A 20,582-nucleotide genomic window follows, 5' to 3' on the forward strand; every position below is an offset into this window, starting at 1 on the left:
TGGCTGGCAGGGCAGTATCGGCCACGGTTCCTGTTGATTTCACAACTGATCATCGGGGCAGTTGTTCTGCTTCCTTTTAGTCTTGGCAGCATGCCGACCAGCATTGATCTGTCTGGTTCGGGGCTGGTTCTGATCAGTGCGCTGGGCTCTGCAGCGGGCAACTATCTGTTGGCCGTGGTCAACCGAACCACGCCTGCAAATGTGGTGGCGCCACTGATCTACAGTCAGCTTCTGGCGGCCACTGTTCTGGGCGTTGTGGTCTTTGGCACCTGGCCGGACGAGCTGGCGCTCTTGGGGCTCTGTGTCATTGTGCTGTCAGGGCTGTCCTCGCTCTGGCTGGCGGGGCGCAACCTGGCGCGGTCCTGATCAGTCTGTCGTCGGGCGTCGCCGCAGCAGATAGATATCCATGATCCAGCCATGTTCGGCGCGGGCCTGGGCGCGGGTCTCGATGATCTGGTCGGAAAGGTCGCTTAACCTGCCGGACAGGCTGATCTGGTTCGCCATGCCCGCATAGGCGGACCACCAGATATCAACGCCCTCGGGATCAATTGCTTGAAACGAGCACTCACCGTCTAGCATGATCACCAGAGTGTCAGCGCCATTGGGCCAGCCTGCCTCGCGCAATTGCCGCCCGGTAGTGACCATAAAGGGTGCGCCGATTTCGTTCAGTGGGATGGCATGGGCGGCGGTCAGAGCCTGGATCGAAGTGATGCCGGGAATGACGTTCAGCGACACATCCTGTTCACCCTTGAGCCGCTCAGCGATACGCATGGTGCTGTCATAAAGCGAAGGATCACCCCAGACCAGAAATCCAACCTGGGCTGCGCATTTGGGAAGATGTGCCCGGATGGTTTCAACCCAGACACGGGCGATGGCGTCATGCCAATGATCCACGCGGGCGGTATAATCGGTGATGGCAGGATCGCGTACCGGCAAGTCAAATTCGACAATGCGTGGCCCCGGAGCCGTGATCACCTCGGCGCAGATGGCCTGCCGCAGGGCGGCGAGATCGTCTTTGCCCTTGCCCTTGTTGGGGATCAGGATCAGATCGCAGGCATTGAGCGCCTGTACCGCCTGCAGCGTCAGATGGGCCGGATTACCAGTGCCAATACCAATCAAGGAGAGGTCGATCCTGCTGTCGCTCATGTCACCGGGCCTTTGTGAAAAAGAAACACGGCCCTGCGATAGGGCTGTGCTTGGGTTTTAGCAAGTCTGGATAGGGCGGCTTTGCCAGATCAAGCCGCTTTGTAGAGCCGCGGCGATACCAGAGCAGAGTCGGTGGGAAATGGTGCCAAGGCGAGCGACTTGGTTGAAAGGGGCTGTGCCTCAACCGTTCAAGGGTTGTCGACAGTCACCTGTGCTTCAACTGGTTTGCCATCGACTGAAAAGGCACTGTGACTATTGGCATTGAGCGAGACCTTGACCTCTACCTTGCCACTGGGCAGGTCGCTCAGATGCATCCAATTGCCATAGAGACGGGCCAGTTTGCTGCCATTGATATAGACATGGGCATGGCCCTCACCGGCGATATCTGCGTTGGAGGCATTTTCAGGTGCAAAGCGGAAATTCTGGGTGCTGACATGTAGGTTCCAGCCAGCCATCGGGTCTTTTTGCACTTCGATGGCAACCGCAGGCGCATCGGAGCCTGCAGGAAGGTCGATCGCCTTGGCATGACTATGCGCCGCCATCTCGGCCATCTGGCCGTGGCTCCCGTGGTGGCTGGGGTCGCCGTGGTCGTGGCCATCAAAAGTCACGCCATTGCCAGCTGCGATGACAAAGCCAATGCCGCCGCCAAAGACGAGGCCAATTGCAAAGAGGGCGAGGGGACGGGACATATCTTATCCTTTGAGACAAAAGCCCCCGCCGAGGGTCTGAATTCGGCGGGGGTGTGTTTGGGTCAGGCTTCTGCTTGTTTGGCTTCGCCCTGCCAGAAATATCCGGCAAAGCAGCCCAACAGGGTCCAGGCCGCCAGGCCAACGCCAAAGGCGCGGGCGGCGAACAGCGCGCCGATTTCGGTGGGGACCGGACCGCTAAAACTGTCTGGTTCCGGAGCGCCAACCAGATGCGGGATCAGCAGCAGCGCCGCAGCAATGGCGTAGCTCACCAGGTTGCCACCAAAAGCAATGAGCCACATGGCAACACCTGCAGCGGCAACGGTTGCTGTCCACCAGATCTGACGGGAAACAACATCAGCCGCTGCCACGCCAGGTACTTCGGGCGCCAGGGTGAAGCCGGGTGCCAGATGGAAGGTGACAAAGCCTGCCAGGCCCCACAGGATACCTGTACGGGCTGTGACCGCATGGCCCATGCCTTCGGCCATGGACATCAGCGCAACCATGACCAGGGCATAGCCAGTGTAGGTCAGCATGGTGAAAACGATGCTGAGCCCGTCGCGGACCGGTTCGGCGAAGAATCCGGGCAGATCGGGATGCGCGGAAACCGCTTCCCCGCCAAAATGCACCAATTCACCGCTCTCATAGAGTTCGGCATGCAGCAGCACAGGCTGCACGAAAAGAAACTGCAGCAAGGCGATCAACACCCCGGCTGCAGCGCCAGCGAACAAAGCGCTGGTCAAAATTCGGCTAAACATCTGCTTAGTGGCAGGGGAAACCGGTGGCGTGACGCACGTCATGTGCGGCGTCATGCAGCGCCGAGGCCTGTACATGTCCGGTCAGGGTGATCACACCCAGGCCCAGAACCACGGCAAACAGCGCAGGCAAAAAACGCGTGCCAGCGGCGGTATTGGTTGTTGTCTTTGTTGTCATAGTCATTCTCCTAGCCGTCACACCCGACGGCAAAATTGCGTCCCTTTACATGGCCGGTCTCCTGACTCGCAGGTCACAGCAGCTTTTCCCCTTCCCAGCGGCCAGACCAGCCCCCAGTGGGTATCGAAAAGCCGCTCGCCGCTCACAGTCGCGGGGGCGGTCGAGGTCTCGGCGCCGCAATTGGGTCCGCCGTTCCTCATTCCCGTTTCAGCCCGAATGCTTTGCATTCCTGGGCACCATATCTGTTTGTTGTGCACTCCAAGCGGGCAGGGGGTCAAGTTTGAATCCGCCTCGCCTGCATCCGGAAGCGACTTTTCCGGGGTTAGGTCGCGAGGTCGGCGGGGATTCGGGCGATGACCTTCATCCGCAGCGCCCCCAGAGGACGCGCATCTGCAATATTGCCATCAGGGCTCTGCGCAAACAGGCGTAGAAAAGTGAGGATGTCCGGCAGATCTCCGGCGGTGATCTCGCCAAAAAGATAGGCGGTCTTGCCGCTTTGGCGCACCGCGAGTGTTTGTGGCCGCTGGCACCCTGACATGCAGTCCACCTGCTGTACCCTGGCAGCAACCCCTGCCTGTTTCACTGCCGTTTCCAGCAGATCTGGCAGGCCAAGATCCGCGTCGCGGCAAGTCCGGCAAAGGGTGAGGGTTGGCACCGGCGGGGCAGCGTTGGTCATTGTTCAACCAGCTGCTGGCAGGTCTGCATCTGCCAATGGCCCATAGAGGATGAGCACCGGGGCGGAGGTCTGCATCTCACGCAGCACCTGCGGCAGTGCTCCCACCGTGTGGCAGCTGAGCTGCTGATCCGGGGTGGAAACCCCAAGGGCCACCAGAGCCTGGGTTTCAGGCGGCAGACCTGCCTCGACCAGTTGTTCCGCCAAGGCGGCAAAGGTGCGTTTGCCCATATAGACCACGGTGGTGGCGTCCGGGTCGGCCAGTGCTGCCAGATTCAAACTATCGGGCAACCCGCCGGTCACGTCATGGCCGGTAATGAACTGCATTCGCCGCGCCGTGAGTCGCCGGGTCAGTGGGATATTCGCGGCCGCCGCCGCCGCCGAAGCAGCCGTGACACCGGGCACGATCTCGAATGGGATACCTGCTGCCCGCAGCGCAGTGATTTCTTCTTCCAATCGGCCAAAGACGCCAGAGTCACCTGATTTCAACCGCACCACTTTGAGGCCATTTTGGGCATATTCTACCAGCAATTGACTGACATGATCCTGTTTGGGCGAAGGGCGCCCGGCGCGCTTTCCTACGCCGACCAAATCTGCATCTGCCCGCGCGTGAGTCAGGATCGGCCCTGATGACAGATCATCAAACAGCACCGCATCTGCCAGCTCCAGCCGTTTCACCGCTTTCACGGTCAGCAGTTCCGGGTCCCCGGGGCCAGAGGAGACAAAGCTGACAAAGCCGCTCATGCCGTCTCTCCGGTGATCAGGTGAAAGAAGGTGCCGGTGACATGGCCTTTGATAGATCCGGTTTCAGGCACCGGATTGCCATCGGCATCCATGACATGGGCCAGCGGCGCGTCGGGTTCATCCAGAATGGTGGAGTAGTGAAACTCGTGGCCGCGCAGGGCAGCTCCGCTGTCAAAACCAGGCATCTGCGCCTGCAGAACCGCACGGCGATAGCCGAGGTGGAATTTGCGTTTCTCATAAGAGGTCACAAGCCCCAAGAGCCCAGCCATCTGGTGGCGATTGCCCTCCTTGTCGATCAGTGCTTCTCCCAGCGCCATATAGCCACCGCATTCGCCGTGCACTGGCTTGGTCTCGGCATGGTTTTGCAGGCCCGCGCGGAAGGCTGTGGCAGCTGCGAGCGTGCCGCCGTGCAGCTCTGGATAGCCACCGGGGAGCCAGACCAGATCGGCATCGGTTGCCGGTGCTTCATCAGCCAGTGGTGAGAACGGCAGGATTTCCGCCCCGGCATTGCGCCAGCCGGTCAGCAGATGCGGATAGGTAAAGGAAAAGGCCGCATCACGAGCCAGAGCAATGCGCTGAGCGGGGGGCTGGGGCAGGGCGCTGGGGGACGGGGCGGCTGCACCCAGGGCTGCAGACTTAATCGCCTCCAGATCCACATGTTCCCGCAGAAAGCTGGCATAGCCTGCGATGGCAGCTTCCAGGTCTGGGTGTTCCACCGCCTGGATCAGGCCGAGATGGCGCTCGGGCAGGGCCAGATCGCCACGCCGTGGCAGGGAGCCCAGCACTTTGACGCCAGCGCGCTCCATGCCCAGACGGGTCAGGCGTTCGTGGCGCGGGCTGGCCACCCGGTTGAGGATCACCCCGGCAAAGGGCACCTCGGGGTCATAAGATTTGAACCCCAGCGCGGTGGCGGCAGCGCTCTGCGCCTGACCGCCCACATCGATCACCAGCACCACCGGCCAGCCCATGCGTTTGGCGGTTTCGGCAGAGGAGCCAAATCCGGACTGCCCACGGGTTGCGACGCCGTCAAACAGCCCCATCGAGCCTTCACCGATGCAAATCTCGGCGCCTGCGGCCTGTCCGGCCACCGCATCCAGCAGCCCCGAATCCATGGCCCAGGTGTCGAGGTTGAAGCTAGGGCGTTTGGCCGCAGCAAGGTGAAAGGCCGGGTCGATGTAATCGGGGCCGCTTTTATAGGGCTGCACCACCAGACCGTCTTCGGCCAGCGCCCGCAACAATCCCAGCATGACGGTGGTCTTGCCGGTGCCAGAGGCCGGGGCAGAGATCATCAGACCCTTTGGAAATGTGCTCATGTGTCAGCCCTTTCAGGTTCAGCCGGTGCTGCTTGCGGCACAGGCAGCGCCCGACCCGCCCCCATGGGCGGGCGCTTCACGCCCACCCCGGGTCGGGCGCCGCCCTGCTGTTGCGTGTTTTCAATCATCGCCTTCGCTCCAATTGGCCCATTGGCTGTCGGCGCTTTGTGGTCGATAGCGGCGGTCATAATCCTGCGCGTAAAGGCAGCTTTCGTCAAAGTCCTCATTGCCGAGCGCCGGACCCACCAGGATCAGCGCGGTGCGGCCGCGCATACCGCCCGTGGCCTCCTCCAAGGTTCCAAGCGTGGCCTTGACCACCTTTTGATCCGGCCAGGTGGCGCGCCAGACCACCGCCACGGGACAGTCAGCGCCATAAGAGGGCGTCAACCGTGCAATCACGTCCTCCAGCACATGCACTGAGAGGTGAATGGCCAGCGTCGCGCCAGTGCGGGCGAAATTCTCCAGTGTCTCGCCTTCGGGCATGGCCGAGGCCTTGCCGGAGGTGCGGGTCAGCACCAGCGACTGCGCCACGCCGGGCAGGGTGAGCTCCGCGCCAAGCGCTGCTGCGGCGGCGGCAAAGGCCGGTACGCCGGGGGTGATGTCATAGGGAATATCCAAGGTGCGCAACCGGCGTAGCTGTTCGCCAAGGGCGGACCACACAGATAGATCGCCGGAATGCAGTCGGGCGATGTCTTGACCTGCTGCATAGGCCTCTTGGATATGGGCCATGATGTCATCCAGCGACAGGGAGGCGGTATTGATCACCTTGGCGTCGTCTGGGCAGTGCTGCAGCAGCGCCTCGGGCACCAGGGAGCCCGCATAGAGACAGACCGGGCAGGCGGCGATCAGGTCGCGTCCGCGCAGGGTGATGAGATCGGCAGCGCCGGGGCCGGCGCCAATAAAGTGAACGGTCATGGGCCCAGTCTTTCTGCAAGGGCCGCGGTGGCCATGCCATCCGCGGTGACACTTCTGGGGGCGATCAGGCGGGATCGGGCGCCGGGGCTACCCTGTCGGGCGGCCACCAGCGCGCAGGCCTCGGCAACAGATCCGGTGCCAAATCGGGCTTTTATCCGGGGGGAACAGGTGAGGGTCTGCTCTGCGGCAATGTCGTTGGGCATCAGCGCGATAAGCGGCAATGCCAGCTCCTGCGCCAGTTCTTTGAGCGCAGGCTGCGCTGCTTTTTCTGCCAGGCTGGCCAGCGCATCGGGGCGCACCTCGCCAAGCAGCTTCAGTGCGACACGCAGATCCGCGAGGGTTGCGGCAGAGCGAAAGCCAAAGCCTGCAACCTTCATCGGGTGACGCTCCACTGAATGACCGGGCGGGCCCGCTGCCAATCGCGCATTGTGCCCAATGGACCTGCCTCGGCAATCTCGGCCTTCAGCAGGTGGCCGCCATATTGCGCATGGGCCTGCATCAACAGGGTTTCGGTTTCCAAGGTGACGCCATTGGCCACGATCCGGGTGCCCTCGGGCAGGAGCATCCAGAGGTGCTCCAGCAAGGGTTGTGAGGCTCCGCCGCCAAGGAACACGCAGTCCGGCAGCTCATACCCCGTCAGCACCTCTGGGGCCTTGCCCAAAACGCCTGCCATGCGATGGGCGAGGCCAAAGCGGGCAGCATTGGCGCGGATGTTCTTCAGGCGGGTTTCACGCGGTTCAAAGGTGATGGCACGTGCCTGAGGTGCCGCAAGGCACCACTCCACCGAGATGGAACCAGAGCCGCCGCCAATATCCCAGAGCAACTCTCCAACCCGGGGCGCCAGGGCCGATAGTGTCAGGGCGCGAATGGGGCGTTTGGTGATCTGGCCATCGCTGGCGAAATGCGCATCCGCCAGCCCCGAGGCCTGCGGCAGCCCGGGCCGAGTGGCCTCGATGGCGACGAGGACCGGAGCCCCCCCTGGCGGCATATCCCAGTCTTCAGCAATGGACGAATACAAGCGTTCCTTGGCACCGCCCAGCCGCTCCATGACATGCAGCCTTGCATCGGGCTGGCCCATCTCAACCAGCCAGCTGGCCAGTTCTGCAGGCGCCGCACCATCGCGCAGGGTGCAAATCAGCCGGGTGTCCCGGCCCAGTAGCGGCAGCAGGTGTTCATAGGGCGCGGCATGTAGCCCGAGGCAGAGCGTCTCTTCCAGTTTCCAGCCCAACCGATTGGCGGCCAGGGAAAAACAGGAGGGCGCAGGGTGAGAAATCCATTCATCTGCCACGAGGTCCCGCATTAGCGAGCCGCCGGCCCCATGCCAGAAGGGGTCACCCGAGGCCAGCACCACAACAGGACGCCCGCGCATCTCCAGCACCGGCTTGGTGGAGAAGGGCACGGGCCAGGGAGTTCCCTTCGCGCCAGCCTGCACCAGTTCGATATGGCGTGGTCCACCAAAGATCTTTTCAGCCTGCTCCAACGCCTTGCGACTTGCATCCGAGAGGCCAGCCAGTCCATCCTCTCCCAGACCAATCACCGTGAGCCAGGGGGCTTCCAGAGCTGTGTGCGTAGGATCAGACATGACGCGAATCCTTGTTTTGGGCGGCACCACCGAAGCCTCTAAACTGGCCAGGGTCCTGGCAGAAGCGGAAATCGACGCGGTGTTTTCCTATGCCGGGCGCACGGCGCAACCGGTGCAGCAGCCGCTGCCGGTGCGGGTGGGTGGTTTTGGTGGCACTGCCGGTCTGGTGGAATATCTCGCAGAGGACGGCATCAGCCATGTGGTCGATGCCACCCATCCCTTTGCCGCGCAAATGAGCCGCAACGTGGTTGAGGCCTGTGCCCAGGCGGGGGTGCCGCTTTGTGCCTTCGAACGCCCGCCCTGGCAGGCAGGTCCTGAGGATGCTTGGTTGCAAGTTGCCAATATCGAAGCGGCTGTTGCGGCCCTGCCGGATGCGCCCGCCCGGGTGTTTCTGGCGATTGGCAAACAAAACCTCGCAGCCTTTGCCGCCAAGCCTCAGCATCATTACCTGTTGCGTCTGGTTGACGCGCCCGAAGCGGATTTGCCGCTGCCGGACTGCAGCGTTGAAATTGCCCGTGGCCCCTTTGACGAGGCCGGAGACCTCGCCCTGATGCAACACTATGGCATCACCCATGTTGTCTCCAAGAACGCCGGCGGACGCGGCGCCTCGGCCAAGCTTGCAGCAGCGCGCAGCCTTGGCTTGCCGGTGGTGATGATCGACAGGCCACGGGTGCCACCCCGCACGACCTATGGCGATCTGGCAGAGGTGATGGGCTGGCTGTTTCATACCCCTGCTCAGCCCTCTTCGCGCGCGTAGCGCGGGGTATAGACATGGGGTCCGATGCGGCGGGTGTCCTTGTTGCCAACAATAACAACGGTGCGCATATCCGCCATCTCGGGGGTTGCTTCGTTCAGGGAAACGGTGGTGATCTGCTCTCCGGGCTTGGAGACATCGCGGGCAAAGGAGATCAGCGTCTCGCCGCCGCAGGCCTCGCGCAGGATCTCCAGGGCGCGGGCAAATTGATGCGGGCGCGATTTTGAACGCGGATTGTAAAACCCCATGGCAAATCCCGCTTGCCCTGCAAGTCGCAGACGTTTTTCAATCAGGCTCCAGGGTTTCAGATTGTCACTGAGGTTGATGGCGGCAAAGTCATGTCCCAACGGCGCGCCAATCCGTGCCGCGGCGGCGAGCATCGCAGTGATGCCCGGCAGCACCTGAATATCCAGGTTCAGCCAGTCGGGGTTTTCAGCCAGTTCCAAGGCTTCAAAAACCGCCGAGGCCATGGCAAAGACGCCAGGATCACCAGAAGAGACCACAGCCACACGTTTGCCTGCCGCTGCCATTTCCAGCGCATGGGTGGCGCGTTCCACCTCGACCCGGTTGTCACTGGCATGCAGGGTCAGGCCGGGGCGTTCGGCGATACGTTTCACATAGGGGATATAGCCAACCACATCGGTGGCCGCGCCAAGGACCTCCTGGACCTGCGCGGTGACCATGGTCTCGTCGCCGGGGCCAAGGCCGAGGATTTTGACCCAGCCAGCTGGGGGGAGATTTGTCATGGCCTGCGTCCCTGTCCATGCACCAGAACAATCGAGAAATAGGGGACTTCGCCCTCGATCTCTGTCAATTTCTGCACAGTCTGGCTTGGCATAGTGCCGCGCTCTACCAACCAGGCCTCTTGCAGTTTGTCGGCGCGCTCCAGGGCACGGCGCAGTTTGGGCAGGTTACGGCCGATTTTCATCACCACCAGCGCATCGGTTTCGCTAATCCGCCGGGTCAACTCGTCCTCGCTGAGGGTGGCCATGGCCACGGTGAGCACATCATCGCCCCAGGTGATTGGCGCGCCAGAGGCAGTCCAGCAGCCAGACATGCCGGTGATGCCGGGAATGATTTCCTGCTTGGCCCGCCCCTGCAGCCGTGTGTAGAGATGCATGTAAGACCCATAAAAGAAAGGGTCGCCTTCGCAAAGCACCACCACATCTTCTGTCTTGGCGATTTCGGCCAGAGTTGCGGCCCAGCGGTCATAAAATTCGGCAAGGATGCGGTTGTATTCCGGGTCTGCAAACGGGATTTCCGTGGTGACCGGATATTCCATTGCATGCTCTGTAACACCCTCGGGCAGCATCCCATCCACCAGCGTCCGGGCCTGGCCTTTTCGGCCTTCCTTGCGGAAATAGGCCACATGGCGCGCGTCCTGGATGGCACGCCAGGACTTGACGCTCATCAATTCAGGATCACCCGGCCCAAGGCCTGCGCAGATGACTTTTCCCGGAGGTGTTGCACTCATGGTCATTCTTTCCAGGAGGCAAGCGCATTGACCGCCGCCACAGTGATGGCAGAGCCGCCAAGGCGCCCCTTTACGATCATCGAGGGCACTGGCAGATCCTGCATCAAGGCCTCTTTAGATTCCATGGCGCCAACAAAGCCCACCGGGCAACCGATGATGGCAGCAGGGCGGGGGCAGGCCGGGTCCTTGAGCATATTGAGCAGATGGAACAAGGCAGTGGGGGCATTGCCGATGGCCACCACGGCGCCGTTCAGCTTGGGGCGCCAAAGCTCCAGGGCGGCGGCGGAGCGGGTATTGCCCATCTCTTTTGCCATGTCAGGCACCTTGGGGTCGCGCAGGGTACAGATCACTTCGTTTCCTGCGGCCAGGCGCGGCCGGGTGATGCCTTCGGAGACCATATAGGCATCGCAGAGAATGGGCGCGCCTTGGGCCAGGGCGGCGCGGGCGATTTTGGCCATATCAGGCGAGAAACGGATATGTTCTTCGAGGCCGACCATGCCAGCGGCATGGATCATGCGCACGGCGACGCTTTCCTCATCCTTGCTGAACCGGGCGAGATTTGCCTCGGCGCGGATGGTGGCAAAGCTTTCAGCGTAGATCGCAGCGCCATTGGTTTCATAGGTGTGGAGCATATCAGCTGCCCTCTGTCAGAATTTCTGGCGCGGCGCGCAGGGCGCTGGCACTTAGGGTTTCTCTTACCGGCTGATCGCCGGCCTTGCCATGGTGGATCAGGTTGAATCTGTCAGTATCTGTAGCGGTCAGAACCAGCGATGCGGGACTGGGATGGGCGCAGCCCTTGGCACAGCCCGAGACATGCAGATGCTGTCCGGCGGGCACAAAGGGGGCAAGATCACGCGCCAGATCGCGGGTTGGCGAGAGCGCCTGCAGGCAACCCGGCGCTCCGGTGCAGGCACTCACCTGCAGGCGCGGATCCCTCGCGTCCAGGATCAACCCGGGCAGGGCGGGGACCTCTGCTGTGGCTTCAACCAGCACCATGCGCCATGGGGTCAGGCGCAGCGGGCCATAGTCGGCCAGTTGCGCCAGGGTGTTGGCGTCAATTTGGCCAAATTCCAGGCCAACCAGCTGACCAGTGGCTGTTCTGCCCGGGGTTGGTTGGGGGGCAGGGGTGCTACGAGCAGAGGAATGCGCGGCGGGTGGAGCGCGGCGCGCAATCAGGTTTTGCATCCTGCCACGCCCCTCTGGCGCGCCGCCCTGGTCGAGGAACCATCGGGCCAATGCCAAGGCTTCTTCGGCTGCAGTCTCAATGGTGATAGGTTGTCCAGCCTGGGCGCCATCTGCGATCAGCAACAGCTGAGACCCGCTGCATTCAATGCGGATATCGGCAGGACAGTCTTGCAACAGTGGGGCCTCGCCACAATCAACCACAAAGCCGAACTTTCCGGGCAGTACCAGATTCTCCTCGCGGCGCAGGGCTGCATCGAGTTCAAGCGCGACAGTATGGCTGTCATCACCCTCCTGCCAGAAGGGTGCCAGAAGTATATTGCGCCGGGTTTCTGCGGCTTGGTCCTGATCTAGCAGGCCAAGTGCCTCAAGCGCTTTCAACAAGGCTGGGTGGTTCCGAGGAGAAATGCCGCGCAGCTGCAGGTTTGCCCGCGCCGAGAGATCTATCAACCCATTTCCATAGCGTAGTGACAAGGCGGCGACTGCCTGGGCTTGGGACTGGCTCAACCTACCCAAAGGGACGCGGATGCGTACCACCAGCCCGTCGCCGGACATCATCGGACGCAGCGCCCCGGGGCACCAGCCGTAGACCTTTGGCTCAGAAGGGGGGTTTTTGCCAGTCATGCGACCCCCTCTAGCACGGCAATGATGGAATTGCGTCGACTGGCCCAAAGGCCCGCCTCGGCCAGGGCGCGGAAACGATCGTGCATCGCCTGCAGAGCACCGGGATTTTCCTGCTCAAGAAACTCTACAAGATCTTCGCGCCCCAAAGTGGCTTCAAAATAGAGGTCAAACAGATGCGCCGGGACCACCTGAGCCAGATGAGCAAAGGCGGCCATATGGTCCAGGGTTGCGGCAATCTCGGCACCGCCGCGAAAGCCGTGCGCCATCATTGATGTGGCCCAATCCGGGTTGATGGCACGGGCGCGGGTGACGCGGGCGATTTCTTCGCCCAAGGAGCGCGCCTGCGGGCGGTCGGGCCGGGTTGCATCCAGATGGTAGAGCACAGGCGTGGGCGCACCGATGCGGGCCATGGCTGCGGCAAATCCGGCCTCGTGGGCGGCGTAGTCGGAGGCGATCAAGACATCGGTCTCTGGCAGATCCTGCAGATGTACAAAACTGTCGGCGCCTTTGAGTCGGTCTTCCAGAGCCTCGCGGGCCTCGGAAATCTCCCCTTTTGCGTCAATAGCATGGGAGGAGGCCACCAGCCAGGCTTCGCCCGCTGCGGCGCGGGCATCATCGCTATAGGTTTCGATATGAGGCCCCATGGAGAGGCCGTATTGGCCAGGTTTGGGGCCAAAGACACGTGGGGTTTGGTCCAAATAAGGATTGTCGGATTTCTGCTCGTCACGGGCGCCAAGCGCTGTGGCGGCGGCTTCAAACATCTGCGCGAGGCCGGGGAAGACATCGCGGAACAGGCCGGAGACCCGGAGGGTGACATCAATGCGCGGGCGCCCCAGCATTGACAGAGGCAGCACTTCGAAGCCCGAGACCCGCTCGGAGTCCTTGTCCCATTGCGGGGCGAGGCCGGCCAGGTGCAGCGCCATGGCAAATTCCTCGCCTGCAGTGCGCATGGTGGCAGAGCCCCAGAGATCAATCACCAGCCCCTGTGGCCAGTCGCCGTGGTCCTGAAGGTGGCGGCGCAGCAGCTCTTCCGCCAGCTTGACCCCCTGCGCCTGCGCCGCCCGCGAGGGTACCGCGCGTGGGTCGGTGGTAAAGAGGTTGCGCCCGGTGGGCAGTACATCTGACCGACCGCGAAAAGGCGAGCCAGAAGGGCCTGGGTGGACCAGTCTGCCGTCAAGGGTGGTCATGAGCCCTGCGCGTTCTTCAGTGCCGCAATCGCCGGAGCCAAAGATATGCAGACCCTCGCCGTATTGGCTTTCCTTGATGTCGCAGACGAAGGCATCAATGCGGGTAATGGCCTCGGCGGGTGAACTGTCGGGCGTCAACCCGAGATCGGCCTCAACCCCGGTGCCCTGTGCCTCGGCGCGGATATCCTCCAGCAACCGGTCACGGCGAGCCGGGTCCAGGCCATCCGCTGTGGAATACTCGTCGAGCAGGCTCTCTAACCGGGCCATGCCCTCGGGCAGGGTGGTCTGGGCCAGGGGCGGGGGCAGATGGCCCAGGGTCACGGCGCCGATGCGGCGTTTGGCCTGGGCGGCCTCGCCGGGGTCGTTGACAATAAAGGGATAGGCCACTGGCAGAGCGCCCGTCAGGGCTTCGGGCCAGCACTCGGCAGAGAGGGCGACGGCCTTGCCTGGCAGCCATTCTAGCGTCCCATGGGCGCCGATATGCACCAGGGCATCGCTCTGGCTGCGCAGCCAGAGATAAAAGGCGACATAGGCATGGCGGGGGGGGCGATCGAGGTCATGGTAGTCCTCGACACGAGACTGAACCTCGCCGCGTTCTGGTTGCAGCGCAATGAGCGCCTTGCCTGCTTTCAGGGCTTGGAAGTGAAATGCCCCGTCGTGAAAATCCGGGTCTTCCTCTGGCGCTCCCCAGGCTTCGCCTAGGGGCGCGCGCAGGGCTTCGGGAAGGGAGGCAAGCGCCGCGAGGTAATCCGCGAGCGGGAAGGCGAGTGTCTCGGTTGAGAGGCGCCTGCCCAGATCGTTTTGAGGCGTGATGTCGTAACCCCGGACGGCAAGCTCTGAAAGGATCTCGCTGCAAGAAGCAAGCGCATCCAGCCCCACGGCATGGGCCAGGTTATGGGCTTTGCCCGGATAGGTGGACAGGATCAGAGAGGGGCGTTTTTCCGTGTTTTTCAAGGAGGCCAGGCGCAACCAGCCTTCGACCCGGTCAATGACAGCCCTTATGCGATCCGGCACCGGGCGGTGAGCAAAGCGGGAGTATTGCAGGTCCGGGTCTTGCTTGCCCGGAGATTTGAAGCTGACCACACCGGCGAGGATACGTCCGTCGACCTCGGGCAGGACCACATGCATGGCCAGATCTGCGGGGGACAACCCGCGCGCGGCCTCGGCCCAGTCTTTTTTGCGGGCAGTAGAGAGCGCCACCTGGAACACCGGGCAGCCTGTGGTATTCAGCGGCGAGGCGCTGCCATCTGATCCTTGGGCGGAAAAGGCTGTGGCATTGACCACAGCAGCTGGGGCCAGGTCCGGCAAGGTTTTGCGCAGCCAGGCGGCGGTCGCGGGAGATTTCAGACTGGCAGCAAAGGCGCCATAGGCGCGATAGCCGCGCGCCCGCAGCTCTGCGATCAGCGCATCCACCGGGGCGGTATCGGCAGAGGTGAGGTAAGAGCGATAAAAGCTCACCAGGACCAGCGGCTGGTCGCCCTGCGCAGGTTCTGAAACTACGCCCTTGTCGGGATCGTAAAACCCATGCGCGGGGGTGGTTTTGAGGCCCGTCACCGGCCCGGCATAGAGCCCGGCAGCCAGAGAGAGCTGTGCCAGCGCGGCCTGGGCTGCCACCGCACCGCCGGCATCACAAAGCGCCTGCAGACGTCGTAATGTGGAAACGGGCAGGGTTGAGAGTTCATCCAGGCGGGGATCTTCGCGGCCATCTGCGGGCAAGAGGGCAAGGGCAATCCCGTTGCGCCTGGCCAGATCTTGCAAGGTGGCGAGCCCATAGGGCCAATAGCTTTCGCCACCGATGAGGCGCACCAGAATGCCTTTGCCCCCCTCCAGGGTCTGTTCCACGTAGGTATCGACCGATAGGGGATGTTTCAGCGCAACCAAATTGGCCAGCCGGAGGCTGGGCAGGTTGCCTTTGGCGCGATGCCAGCCGGCCGCAAAAGCACCAAGGTCACTGTCAGAAAAGGACAGCACCACCAGGTCTGCAGGCGCCTGCCCCAGATCCTGTGGTGTGTCGGTTTGATCCAACCCGTGGCTTTCGCGAAAAACGACGTGCATCAGGATCTGCCTCGCGCAGCAAAAGTATTCAGGGGGCCGGGGCGGATGCCCCGGATTGCGCCCGACCCGCCCCTAAGGCGGGCGCGATTGCGCCCACCCGGGGACGGGCGCGATCCTTTCCGCATCGAAGCTGAGCCTGTCGGGAGAGCGGGCATAGGTATCAGACCCCCAGATTCGCACGGATGGCGGCGGCGTCGATATTGTCGTGCTCGGCAATGACCACCAGCTGGGTGCGGCGCGGCGCGTCCCCCCAGGGTTGGTCATATTGTGCCCGCAGGCGCTCGCCCACGGCCTGAACCAACATGCGCATCGGTTTTCCCTCCACCGCGACATAGCCTTTGACCCGCAGGATATTACGATCTCGGGCAAGTTTCACGATGGCATTTTGCAGCGCTTCCGGGTCAGAGACTTCGCCCAATTCGACCACGATGGTGTCAAAATCGTCATGGCTGTGATCGTGGTGATGGTCGTGTTGATGATCGTCGTCATGATCATCGTGGTGATGATGGTGTTCATGCTGCGATGGGCGTGCCGCCAGGTCGTCTTCGGCGGCGGCCTCCAGGCCGAGGATGACGCGGGGGTCAATCACACCCTCAGACATCGGCAGGATCGGCAGCTTGCGCGGGGCTTCGGCGGCAATCATGTCGCGGGCCTTGTTCAGGCCGTCTTCTCCAGCCAGATCGGCCTTGGACATCAAGATGATATCGGCGCAGGAGATCTGATCCTTGAACAGCTCCGAAAGCGGCGTTTCATGGTCGATGCCCTCATCGGCCTCGCGCTGGGCCTGCACCGCGCCCAGATCGGTGGCGAATTGTCCCTTTGCAACCGCCTCGGCATCGGCGAGAGCAACCACGCCGTCGACGGTGATCCGCGAGCGGATCGCGGGCCAGTCAAAGGCCTTCAAGAGCGGTTTGGGCAGGGCCAGACCGGAGGTTTCGATCACGATGTGATCGGGTTTCTCCGGCAGATCCATCAGCTGTTCGATTGTGGGGATAAAATCATCGGCCACGGTGCAGCAGATACAGCCATTGGCCAGCTCCATGATGTTTTCGGCCGGGCAATTCTCATCTGCGCAGGATTTTAGGATTTCACCATCGACGCCGGCGGTACCAAACTCGTTCACCACAACCGCCAGACGTTTGCCCTGCGGGTTCTGCATCAGGTGACGGATCAGGGTGGTCTTTCCCGCGCCGAGAAAGCCGGTGATGACGGTGACGGGGATTTTGTTGAGGTTGCTCATGGGAGATTAATCCTTGGAAGGCAGTTTGATCGGGGGGATGCGGGCGATGGATTGTTTGCGAAACACCTGCGGGCGTTCGCGCCAGGGCACCAGCCCATCCGCCGTGGCGGCATAGGCGGCAGCGCCGGCCAGAATGTCATCGACATGGGCTTCGGGGTCGAGGTCGCCGTAGATATAGCTCCACCGCTCTTCGCCGCCGGTCAGCACCATGGCGCAGCCGCGTTTGCAGGCCGAGAGGCATTCGACACCCCGAACGGAGACACCGGCGGGTAGATCGGCGGCATCGAGGGCGGCCATCAGGATGGAGCCGGGGCGGGTGGCCTCGGGATCAACGCCTTCGCGTTTGCAGGTGGTGCAGATTGTCAGAGTGACCTCTGCAGTGTTCTGAGCGGGGAGTTCCGCCATATCTTCAGCCATCAGCGCGCGCGTCCTTGTGTTACCACGGATCGGGGCTAGGCCAGCAGGGAGAGGGCAAGGATGCGCTCCCACAACCAGTCGCGGAACACCCCGTCCGCCCGTTGTCTCATCCGTTGGCAGGTCTCCCGGCTTGCGGATCTCAACAGGCAAAGGCGCCTGTCTGCGGTGCTCTTGCCTTCCCGGCGCTGCGTGGTGCAGATCCAGTGGCATCAGAGACCTCTCCGGTCACGGTCGCGGGGGCGGCTGTGCTCGTGAGCTGATACCAAAAGGCAGCATCGGCCTGTCACATTCCCTCTTCGCCTGCAATTTGCAGGAACCAACGAAAACCCCCTTGCGCTATTGGGGGCTTCCTTGTCAAGACTTGGGCAAACAGCAGGAGTGAACCCCGTGAGTGAGAAGTCCGAAACCGGCGTTTCAGAAGAGGAAGCGGCACGTCACGCCTCCAAGATGGCCAAGAAGAAGGCCGCGCGTGATCGCATGATGAAGAACAAGGATGGTGAAAAAGGGCTGATCATCGTCCACACAGGTCCCGGAAAGGGCAAGTCCAGCTCGGGATTCGGCATGATCATGCGCTGTATTGCCCATGGCATGCCCTCGGCTGTGGTGCAGTTCATCAAGGGCGCCTGGCAAACGGGCGAGCGCACCCTGATCGAAGAGAATTTCAGCGACCTTTGCCAGTTCTATGCCATGGGCGAGGGCTTCACCTGGGAAACTCAGGACAAGGCGCGCGACATTGCCGCAGCCCAGAAAGGCTGGGAGAAGGCCAAGGAGATGATCCGCGACGAGCGCAATACCATGGTGCTGCTGGACGAGATCAATATCGCCCTGCGCTATGACTATCTGGATCTCGATGAGGTGCTGGAGTTCCTGGTGGAGGAAAAGCCACCCATGACCCATGTGGTGCTGACCGGTCGTAATGCCAAGGAAGAGCTCATCGAGATTGCCGATCTGGTTACCGAGATGGGGCAGATCAAACACCCCTTCCGCGCCGGAGTTAAGGCACAAAAGGGTGTAGAGTTCTAGCTATGGTAATGCATGGGTAAGGCCCGTTCCAAGGCAGATCCAACAGGTTGTTTCGCGTGCGAAACAGCCTGTCGGCTTTGCTGATACAATTCCTGGGCGTTGCCGAGGCTGCGGGTCGCTAGAGGATGTATGCTGGCAACGGCTGTCTATCTTTCCTTAACGGTTTCAGTGTTTTGCTGGTTGTTAGGCGCTGCCTCGGGCCAGCTGGTCTTGAATGTATTTGTCAACCGCAGCACGCTGGACCTCGTCCAGACGCAGGTTGAGCTTGGTGCGGCGTAGCAGGAAGTCTTCGCCAGACCGCACCCATTCCTTGGCGATAACCCAATCCAACTCCCGCGCCGTGATCGTGGCGCCAAAATCCTGCCCCAGATCCTTTGCCGATTTGGCCTCGCCCAGAACCTCCCAGGCCTCCAGACCATAGGCGCGGATCAGGCGGCGGGTCGCATAGGGCGACAGGAACGGATAATTGCTGGCCAGTTTGGCGGTCAACTTGGCCACATCCGCCACCGGGAAATCGCCACCGGGCATCGCCACCCCAGCGGTCCAGTTGCCCGAAAGTCCCGGCAGGGCTTCGCCGATTTTGGCAAGTGCCGCCTCGGCCAGTTTGCGATAGGTGGTGATCTTGCCGCCAAAAACATTGAGCAGCGGTGCCTGGGTCTGATCCAGCGTCAGCACATATTCGCGGGTGGCCGCCGTGGCAGAGCTTGCCCCGTCATCATAAAGCGGGCGCACCCCGGAATAGGTCCAGAGAATGTCATCTCGGTCCAGGGGTTTCTCAAAATAGTTGGACGCAAAATCAACCAGATATTGCTGCTCGTCCGGGGTGCATTCAGGCGCAGTTTGCGGATCTGGGTGATCCGCATCGGTGGTGCCAATCAGGGTGAAATCTTCCTCATAAGGGATAGCAAAAATGATGCGCCCATCCTCACCCTGGAAGAAATAGCAGCGGCCATGGTCAAACAGTTTGGGCACCACAATGTGACTGCCCCGCACCAGGCGGACCGTTTCGCGGCTGTTTTGGCCCAGAGTCTGACGTAGCAGATCTGCCACCCAGGGGCCGCCTGCGTTGACCAGCAGCTTGGCGTAGTGCTCGGTGGTTTCACCGCTGGCGTGATCCTTGACGGTGATCACCCAGTGGTCGGCCAGGCGCTGGGCCCCCACCACTTCGGTGCGGGTCATGATTGTGGCGCCACGGGCCTGCGCATCGCGGGCGTTGAGCACCACCAATCGGGAATCTTCGACCCAGCAATCGGAGTATTCAAAGGCCTTTCTGAACTTTGATTTCAACGGACGGCCCGCGATGTCACTGGTCAGATCGACGGTGCTGGTCCCGGGCAGGATGCCACGTTTGCCTAAGGAATCGTAGAGGAACAGCCCGAGGCGGATCAGCCAGGCGGGGCGGCGCCCCTTCATCCAGGGCATGAAAGTGGTCAGCAACTTGGAGGTTGGCGTGTCATTGTCGAACCGCATATCCTTGTGGAACGGCAGCACAAAGCGCATCGGCCAGGAGATATGCGGCATTGCCTTCAAAAGCACCTCGCGCTCAATCAAGGCCTCGCGCACCAAGCGGAATTCAAAATACTCCAGATAGCGCAACCCGCCGTGAAACAGCTTGGTCGAGGCCGAGGAGGTGGCGGAGGCCAGATCGTTCATCTCGGCCAGCGTGACCGAGAGGCCGCGCCCCGCAGCGTCGCGGGCAATGCCGCAGCCATTGATGCCGCCGCCGATGATAAAAAGATCGGTCACTTTGGGGTCAGTCATTTTCGTGGCTTTCGTTTGTATCGGTGGTCAAAACACGCGTGCCAGCGGCCTGGGCGGCCTGAAGGAACTCTGCCGGAGGGGGGCGATCTGTGACGACAATGTCCAGGTCTGACAGATCGCAGATGCGGATGGGGGCGGAGCGTTCGAATTTACTGCCGTCGCAGATCAGGATCTTGCTGCGGGCGTTTTTCAGAATGGCGCGGGCCACGGCGACTTCGCGGGCATCATGGTCCATAACCGCGCCATCTGCATCCAATGCTGAGGCGCCTATGATGGCAAAATCGACCTTGTAGCGTGAAATGAATTCAACAGCATCTTCGCCAATGATGGCACCGTCGCTTTGTCGGACTGTACCGCCAACCAGAATGAGCTCTTTCGCTTCACCAGCCATCATCAGATTTATAATATTGATGTTGTTAGATAAAACAGTGAGGTCGCGATGGCCGGACAGGGCGCGGGCGGCCTGTTCGGTCGAGGTGCCGATGTTCAGCGCCAAAGAGCAATTATCCGGAATTAGATCGGCCAGGGCATCGGCCATGGCCTGTTTGGCAGTGGCATTTTGTTTGCGACGATCCGTATAGGCGCGTGTCCCCGCCGAAGAGATGCGCACAGCGCCCCCATGCACCCGCGACAAGGCTCCGCGCGCCGAGAGATCCCGCAGGTCTGTGCGGATGGTCTGCAGTGAGACACCAAAGCGTGCCGACAGGTCTTCGACCTCCACCCGGTCCTGGGTGTTGAGCAGGTCGAGAATGTGATCCTGGCGAGTCGCGGCGTCCATGGGCTTTCCTTTTGCCAGTGGATCTAGCCGCTTTCGGCTCATTTGTCACGAGTGATTTTCGTTTACTTTCGATTTTGGAAGGGAGTGCGTGATTT

Annotated in this window: 22 protein-coding genes and 2 riboswitches; of the genes, 3 read left to right on the plus strand and 19 right to left on the minus strand. The window is 61.9% G+C overall.

All coding sequences use genetic code 11. The features are described 5' to 3' along the window. Nucleotides 1–366, plus strand: a 366-nt coding sequence (locus ABJP42_RS00280; RefSeq protein ID WP_348337873.1) for an EamA family transporter, incomplete at its 5' end; no start/stop codon positions are given. Here the strand turns inward: ABJP42_RS00280 and cobF are convergent. The 10 genes from cobF to cbiE form a co-directional block, all read right to left on the minus strand. Then, a complete protein-coding gene (gene cobF, locus ABJP42_RS00285; protein ID WP_348337874.1) occupies nt 367–1,146 on the minus strand; it encodes a precorrin-6A synthase (deacetylating) in 780 nt (259 codons plus the stop codon). A 188-nt stretch (nt 1,147–1,334) separates the two neighbouring features. Continuing rightward, the gene (locus ABJP42_RS00290; RefSeq protein WP_348337875.1) at nt 1,335–1,835 is read right to left on the minus strand and encodes a hypothetical protein; all 501 of its coding nucleotides are present in this window, start codon (nt 1,833–1,835) and stop codon (nt 1,335–1,337) included. A 62-nt stretch (nt 1,836–1,897) separates the two neighbouring features. Then, the gene (locus ABJP42_RS00295; RefSeq protein ID WP_348337876.1) at nt 1,898–2,590 is read right to left on the minus strand and encodes a CbtA family protein; all 693 of its coding nucleotides are present in this window, start codon (nt 2,588–2,590) and stop codon (nt 1,898–1,900) included. A 4-nt stretch (nt 2,591–2,594) separates the two neighbouring features. Further along, complete coding sequence (locus tag ABJP42_RS00300) at nt 2,595–2,765, minus strand: CbtB domain-containing protein (protein WP_348337877.1); 171 nt, start codon at nt 2,763–2,765, stop codon at nt 2,595–2,597. Nucleotides 2,766–2,799: 34 nt separating this feature from the next. After that, nucleotides 2,800–3,021, minus strand: a riboswitch (cobalamin riboswitch). 66 nt (nt 3,022–3,087) lie between these two features. Further along, on the minus strand, nt 3,088–3,441 hold the full coding sequence (locus ABJP42_RS00305) for a DUF1636 family protein (protein ID WP_348337878.1): 354 nt from the start codon (nt 3,439–3,441) through the stop codon (nt 3,088–3,090). A gap of 3 nt (nt 3,442–3,444) precedes the next feature. Continuing rightward, entirely contained in the window at nt 3,445–4,182 is a 738-nt protein-coding gene (gene cobA, locus ABJP42_RS00310; protein WP_348337879.1) for a uroporphyrinogen-III C-methyltransferase, read from the minus strand. Continuing rightward, nucleotides 4,179–5,495: a cobyrinic acid a,c-diamide synthase CobB gene (locus tag ABJP42_RS00315; RefSeq protein ID WP_348337880.1), complete on the minus strand. Its 1,317-nt coding sequence runs from the start codon at nt 5,493–5,495 to the stop codon at nt 4,179–4,181. The genes cobA and ABJP42_RS00315 overlap by 4 nt, the downstream gene beginning before the upstream one ends. 120 nt (nt 5,496–5,615) lie before the next feature. Continuing rightward, nucleotides 5,616–6,410 carry a precorrin-4 C(11)-methyltransferase gene (gene cobM, locus ABJP42_RS00320; protein WP_348337881.1) on the minus strand — a complete coding sequence of 265 codons (795 nt, stop codon included), beginning with the start codon at nt 6,408–6,410 and terminating at the stop codon, nt 5,616–5,618. After that, nucleotides 6,407–6,787 (minus strand): cobalamin biosynthesis protein, encoded by a 381-nt coding sequence (locus ABJP42_RS00325; protein ID WP_348337882.1) that lies wholly within the window; start codon nt 6,785–6,787, stop codon nt 6,407–6,409. The genes cobM and ABJP42_RS00325 overlap by 4 nt, the downstream gene beginning before the upstream one ends. Further along, on the minus strand, nt 6,784–7,992 hold the full coding sequence (cbiE, locus tag ABJP42_RS00330; RefSeq protein ID WP_348337883.1) for a precorrin-6y C5,15-methyltransferase (decarboxylating) subunit CbiE: 1,209 nt from the start codon (nt 7,990–7,992) through the stop codon (nt 6,784–6,786). The genes ABJP42_RS00325 and cbiE overlap by 4 nt, the downstream gene beginning before the upstream one ends. Between cbiE and ABJP42_RS00335 the strand changes: the two genes are divergently transcribed. Further along, on the plus strand, nt 7,991–8,749 hold the full coding sequence (locus tag ABJP42_RS00335; protein WP_348337884.1) for a cobalt-precorrin-6A reductase: 759 nt from the start codon (nt 7,991–7,993) through the stop codon (nt 8,747–8,749). The two genes, cbiE and ABJP42_RS00335, sit on opposite strands and share 2 nt — an antisense overlap. Here the strand turns inward: ABJP42_RS00335 and cobJ are convergent. The 7 genes from cobJ to ABJP42_RS00370 all read right to left on the minus strand — a co-directional run bounded on the left by cobJ (nt 8,728) and on the right by ABJP42_RS00370 (nt 16,925). Beyond that, entirely contained in the window at nt 8,728–9,492 is a 765-nt protein-coding gene (gene cobJ, locus ABJP42_RS00340) for a precorrin-3B C(17)-methyltransferase (protein ID WP_348337885.1), read from the minus strand. The two genes, ABJP42_RS00335 and cobJ, sit on opposite strands and share 22 nt — an antisense overlap. Continuing rightward, a complete protein-coding gene (locus ABJP42_RS00345; protein ID WP_348337886.1) occupies nt 9,489–10,226 on the minus strand; it encodes a precorrin-2 C(20)-methyltransferase in 738 nt (245 codons plus the stop codon). Before ABJP42_RS00345 ends, cobJ begins: the two co-directional genes overlap by 4 nt. Beyond that, complete coding sequence (locus ABJP42_RS00350; protein ID WP_348337887.1) at nt 10,223–10,852, minus strand: precorrin-8X methylmutase; 630 nt, start codon at nt 10,850–10,852, stop codon at nt 10,223–10,225. Before ABJP42_RS00350 ends, ABJP42_RS00345 begins: the two co-directional genes overlap by 4 nt. Before the next feature lies 1 nt (nt 10,853). Beyond that, a complete protein-coding gene (cobG, locus tag ABJP42_RS00355; RefSeq protein WP_348337888.1) occupies nt 10,854–12,026 on the minus strand; it encodes a precorrin-3B synthase in 1,173 nt (390 codons plus the stop codon). Further along, nucleotides 12,023–15,268, minus strand: a complete 3,246-nt coding sequence (gene cobN / locus ABJP42_RS00360) for a cobaltochelatase subunit CobN (protein WP_348337889.1) — start codon at nt 15,266–15,268, stop codon at nt 12,023–12,025. Before cobN ends, cobG begins: the two co-directional genes overlap by 4 nt. 160 nt (nt 15,269–15,428) lie before the next feature. Next, nucleotides 15,429–16,508, minus strand: coding sequence for a cobalamin biosynthesis protein CobW (gene cobW / locus ABJP42_RS00365; protein WP_348337890.1), 1,080 nt, complete (start codon nt 16,506–16,508; stop codon nt 15,429–15,431). A gap of 6 nt (nt 16,509–16,514) precedes the next feature. Continuing rightward, the gene (locus tag ABJP42_RS00370) at nt 16,515–16,925 is read right to left on the minus strand and encodes a DUF1636 family protein (RefSeq protein ID WP_348337891.1); all 411 of its coding nucleotides are present in this window, start codon (nt 16,923–16,925) and stop codon (nt 16,515–16,517) included. A 98-nt stretch (nt 16,926–17,023) separates the two neighbouring features. Further along, nucleotides 17,024–17,261, minus strand: a riboswitch (cobalamin riboswitch). Between the two features lie 51 nt (nt 17,262–17,312). Here ABJP42_RS00370 and cobO point away from each other — a divergent pair. Next, nucleotides 17,313–17,948 (plus strand): cob(I)yrinic acid a,c-diamide adenosyltransferase, encoded by a 636-nt coding sequence (gene cobO / locus ABJP42_RS00375; protein ID WP_348337892.1) that lies wholly within the window; start codon nt 17,313–17,315, stop codon nt 17,946–17,948. Nucleotides 17,949–18,131: 183 nt separating this feature from the next. Here cobO and glpD read toward each other — a convergent pair whose 3' ends face one another. Both glpD and ABJP42_RS00385 read right to left on the minus strand, forming a co-directional pair. Then, entirely contained in the window at nt 18,132–19,709 is a 1,578-nt protein-coding gene (gene glpD / locus ABJP42_RS00380) for a glycerol-3-phosphate dehydrogenase (RefSeq protein ID WP_348337893.1), read from the minus strand. Then, nucleotides 19,702–20,487, minus strand: a complete 786-nt coding sequence (locus tag ABJP42_RS00385) for a DeoR/GlpR family DNA-binding transcription regulator (protein ID WP_348337894.1) — start codon at nt 20,485–20,487, stop codon at nt 19,702–19,704. The genes glpD and ABJP42_RS00385 overlap by 8 nt, the downstream gene beginning before the upstream one ends. Between the last annotated feature and the right edge of the window lie 95 nt (nt 20,488–20,582).

The sequence above is a fragment of the Pseudophaeobacter sp. genome (assembly GCF_039971195.1).
Classification (GTDB): Bacteria; Pseudomonadota; Alphaproteobacteria; order Rhodobacterales; family Rhodobacteraceae; genus Pseudophaeobacter.

Excerpts from the sequence above, each read along its gene's own strand:
- glpD (WP_348337893.1), bottom strand. The coding sequence starts at position 19,709 with ATGACTGACCCCAAAGTGACCGATCTTTTTATCATCGGCGGCGGCATC.
- cobN (WP_348337889.1), bottom strand. The coding sequence starts at position 15,268 with ATGCACGTCGTTTTTCGCGAAAGCCACGGGTTGGATCAAACCGACACA.
- ABJP42_RS00385 (WP_348337894.1), bottom strand. The coding sequence starts at position 20,487 with ATGGACGCCGCGACTCGCCAGGATCACATTCTCGACCTGCTCAACACC.
- ABJP42_RS00335 (WP_348337884.1), top strand. The coding sequence starts at position 7,991 with ATGACGCGAATCCTTGTTTTGGGCGGCACCACCGAAGCCTCTAAACTG.
- ABJP42_RS00350 (WP_348337887.1), bottom strand. The coding sequence starts at position 10,852 with ATGCTCCACACCTATGAAACCAATGGCGCTGCGATCTACGCTGAAAGC.
- ABJP42_RS00290 (WP_348337875.1), bottom strand. The coding sequence starts at position 1,835 with ATGTCCCGTCCCCTCGCCCTCTTTGCAATTGGCCTCGTCTTTGGCGGC.
- cobA (WP_348337879.1), bottom strand. The coding sequence starts at position 4,182 with ATGAGCGGCTTTGTCAGCTTTGTCTCCTCTGGCCCCGGGGACCCGGAA.
- ABJP42_RS00295 (WP_348337876.1), bottom strand. The coding sequence starts at position 2,590 with ATGTTTAGCCGAATTTTGACCAGCGCTTTGTTCGCTGGCGCTGCAGCC.
- cobM (WP_348337881.1), bottom strand. The coding sequence starts at position 6,410 with ATGACCGTTCACTTTATTGGCGCCGGCCCCGGCGCTGCCGATCTCATC.
- ABJP42_RS00325 (WP_348337882.1), bottom strand. The coding sequence starts at position 6,787 with ATGAAGGTTGCAGGCTTTGGCTTTCGCTCTGCCGCAACCCTCGCGGAT.
- ABJP42_RS00345 (WP_348337886.1), bottom strand. The coding sequence starts at position 10,226 with ATGACCATGAGTGCAACACCTCCGGGAAAAGTCATCTGCGCAGGCCTT.
- cobF (WP_348337874.1), bottom strand. The coding sequence starts at position 1,146 with ATGAGCGACAGCAGGATCGACCTCTCCTTGATTGGTATTGGCACTGGT.
- ABJP42_RS00315 (WP_348337880.1), bottom strand. The coding sequence starts at position 5,495 with ATGAGCACATTTCCAAAGGGTCTGATGATCTCTGCCCCGGCCTCTGGC.
- cobJ (WP_348337885.1), bottom strand. The coding sequence starts at position 9,492 with ATGACAAATCTCCCCCCAGCTGGCTGGGTCAAAATCCTCGGCCTTGGC.
- ABJP42_RS00300 (WP_348337877.1), bottom strand. The coding sequence starts at position 2,765 with ATGACAACAAAGACAACAACCAATACCGCCGCTGGCACGCGTTTTTTG.
- ABJP42_RS00370 (WP_348337891.1), bottom strand. The coding sequence starts at position 16,925 with ATGGCTGAAGATATGGCGGAACTCCCCGCTCAGAACACTGCAGAGGTC.
- cbiE (WP_348337883.1), bottom strand. The coding sequence starts at position 7,992 with ATGTCTGATCCTACGCACACAGCTCTGGAAGCCCCCTGGCTCACGGTG.
- cobG (WP_348337888.1), bottom strand. The coding sequence starts at position 12,026 with ATGACTGGCAAAAACCCCCCTTCTGAGCCAAAGGTCTACGGCTGGTGC.
- ABJP42_RS00305 (WP_348337878.1), bottom strand. The coding sequence starts at position 3,441 with ATGACCAACGCTGCCCCGCCGGTGCCAACCCTCACCCTTTGCCGGACT.
- cobW (WP_348337890.1), bottom strand. The coding sequence starts at position 16,508 with ATGAGCAACCTCAACAAAATCCCCGTCACCGTCATCACCGGCTTTCTC.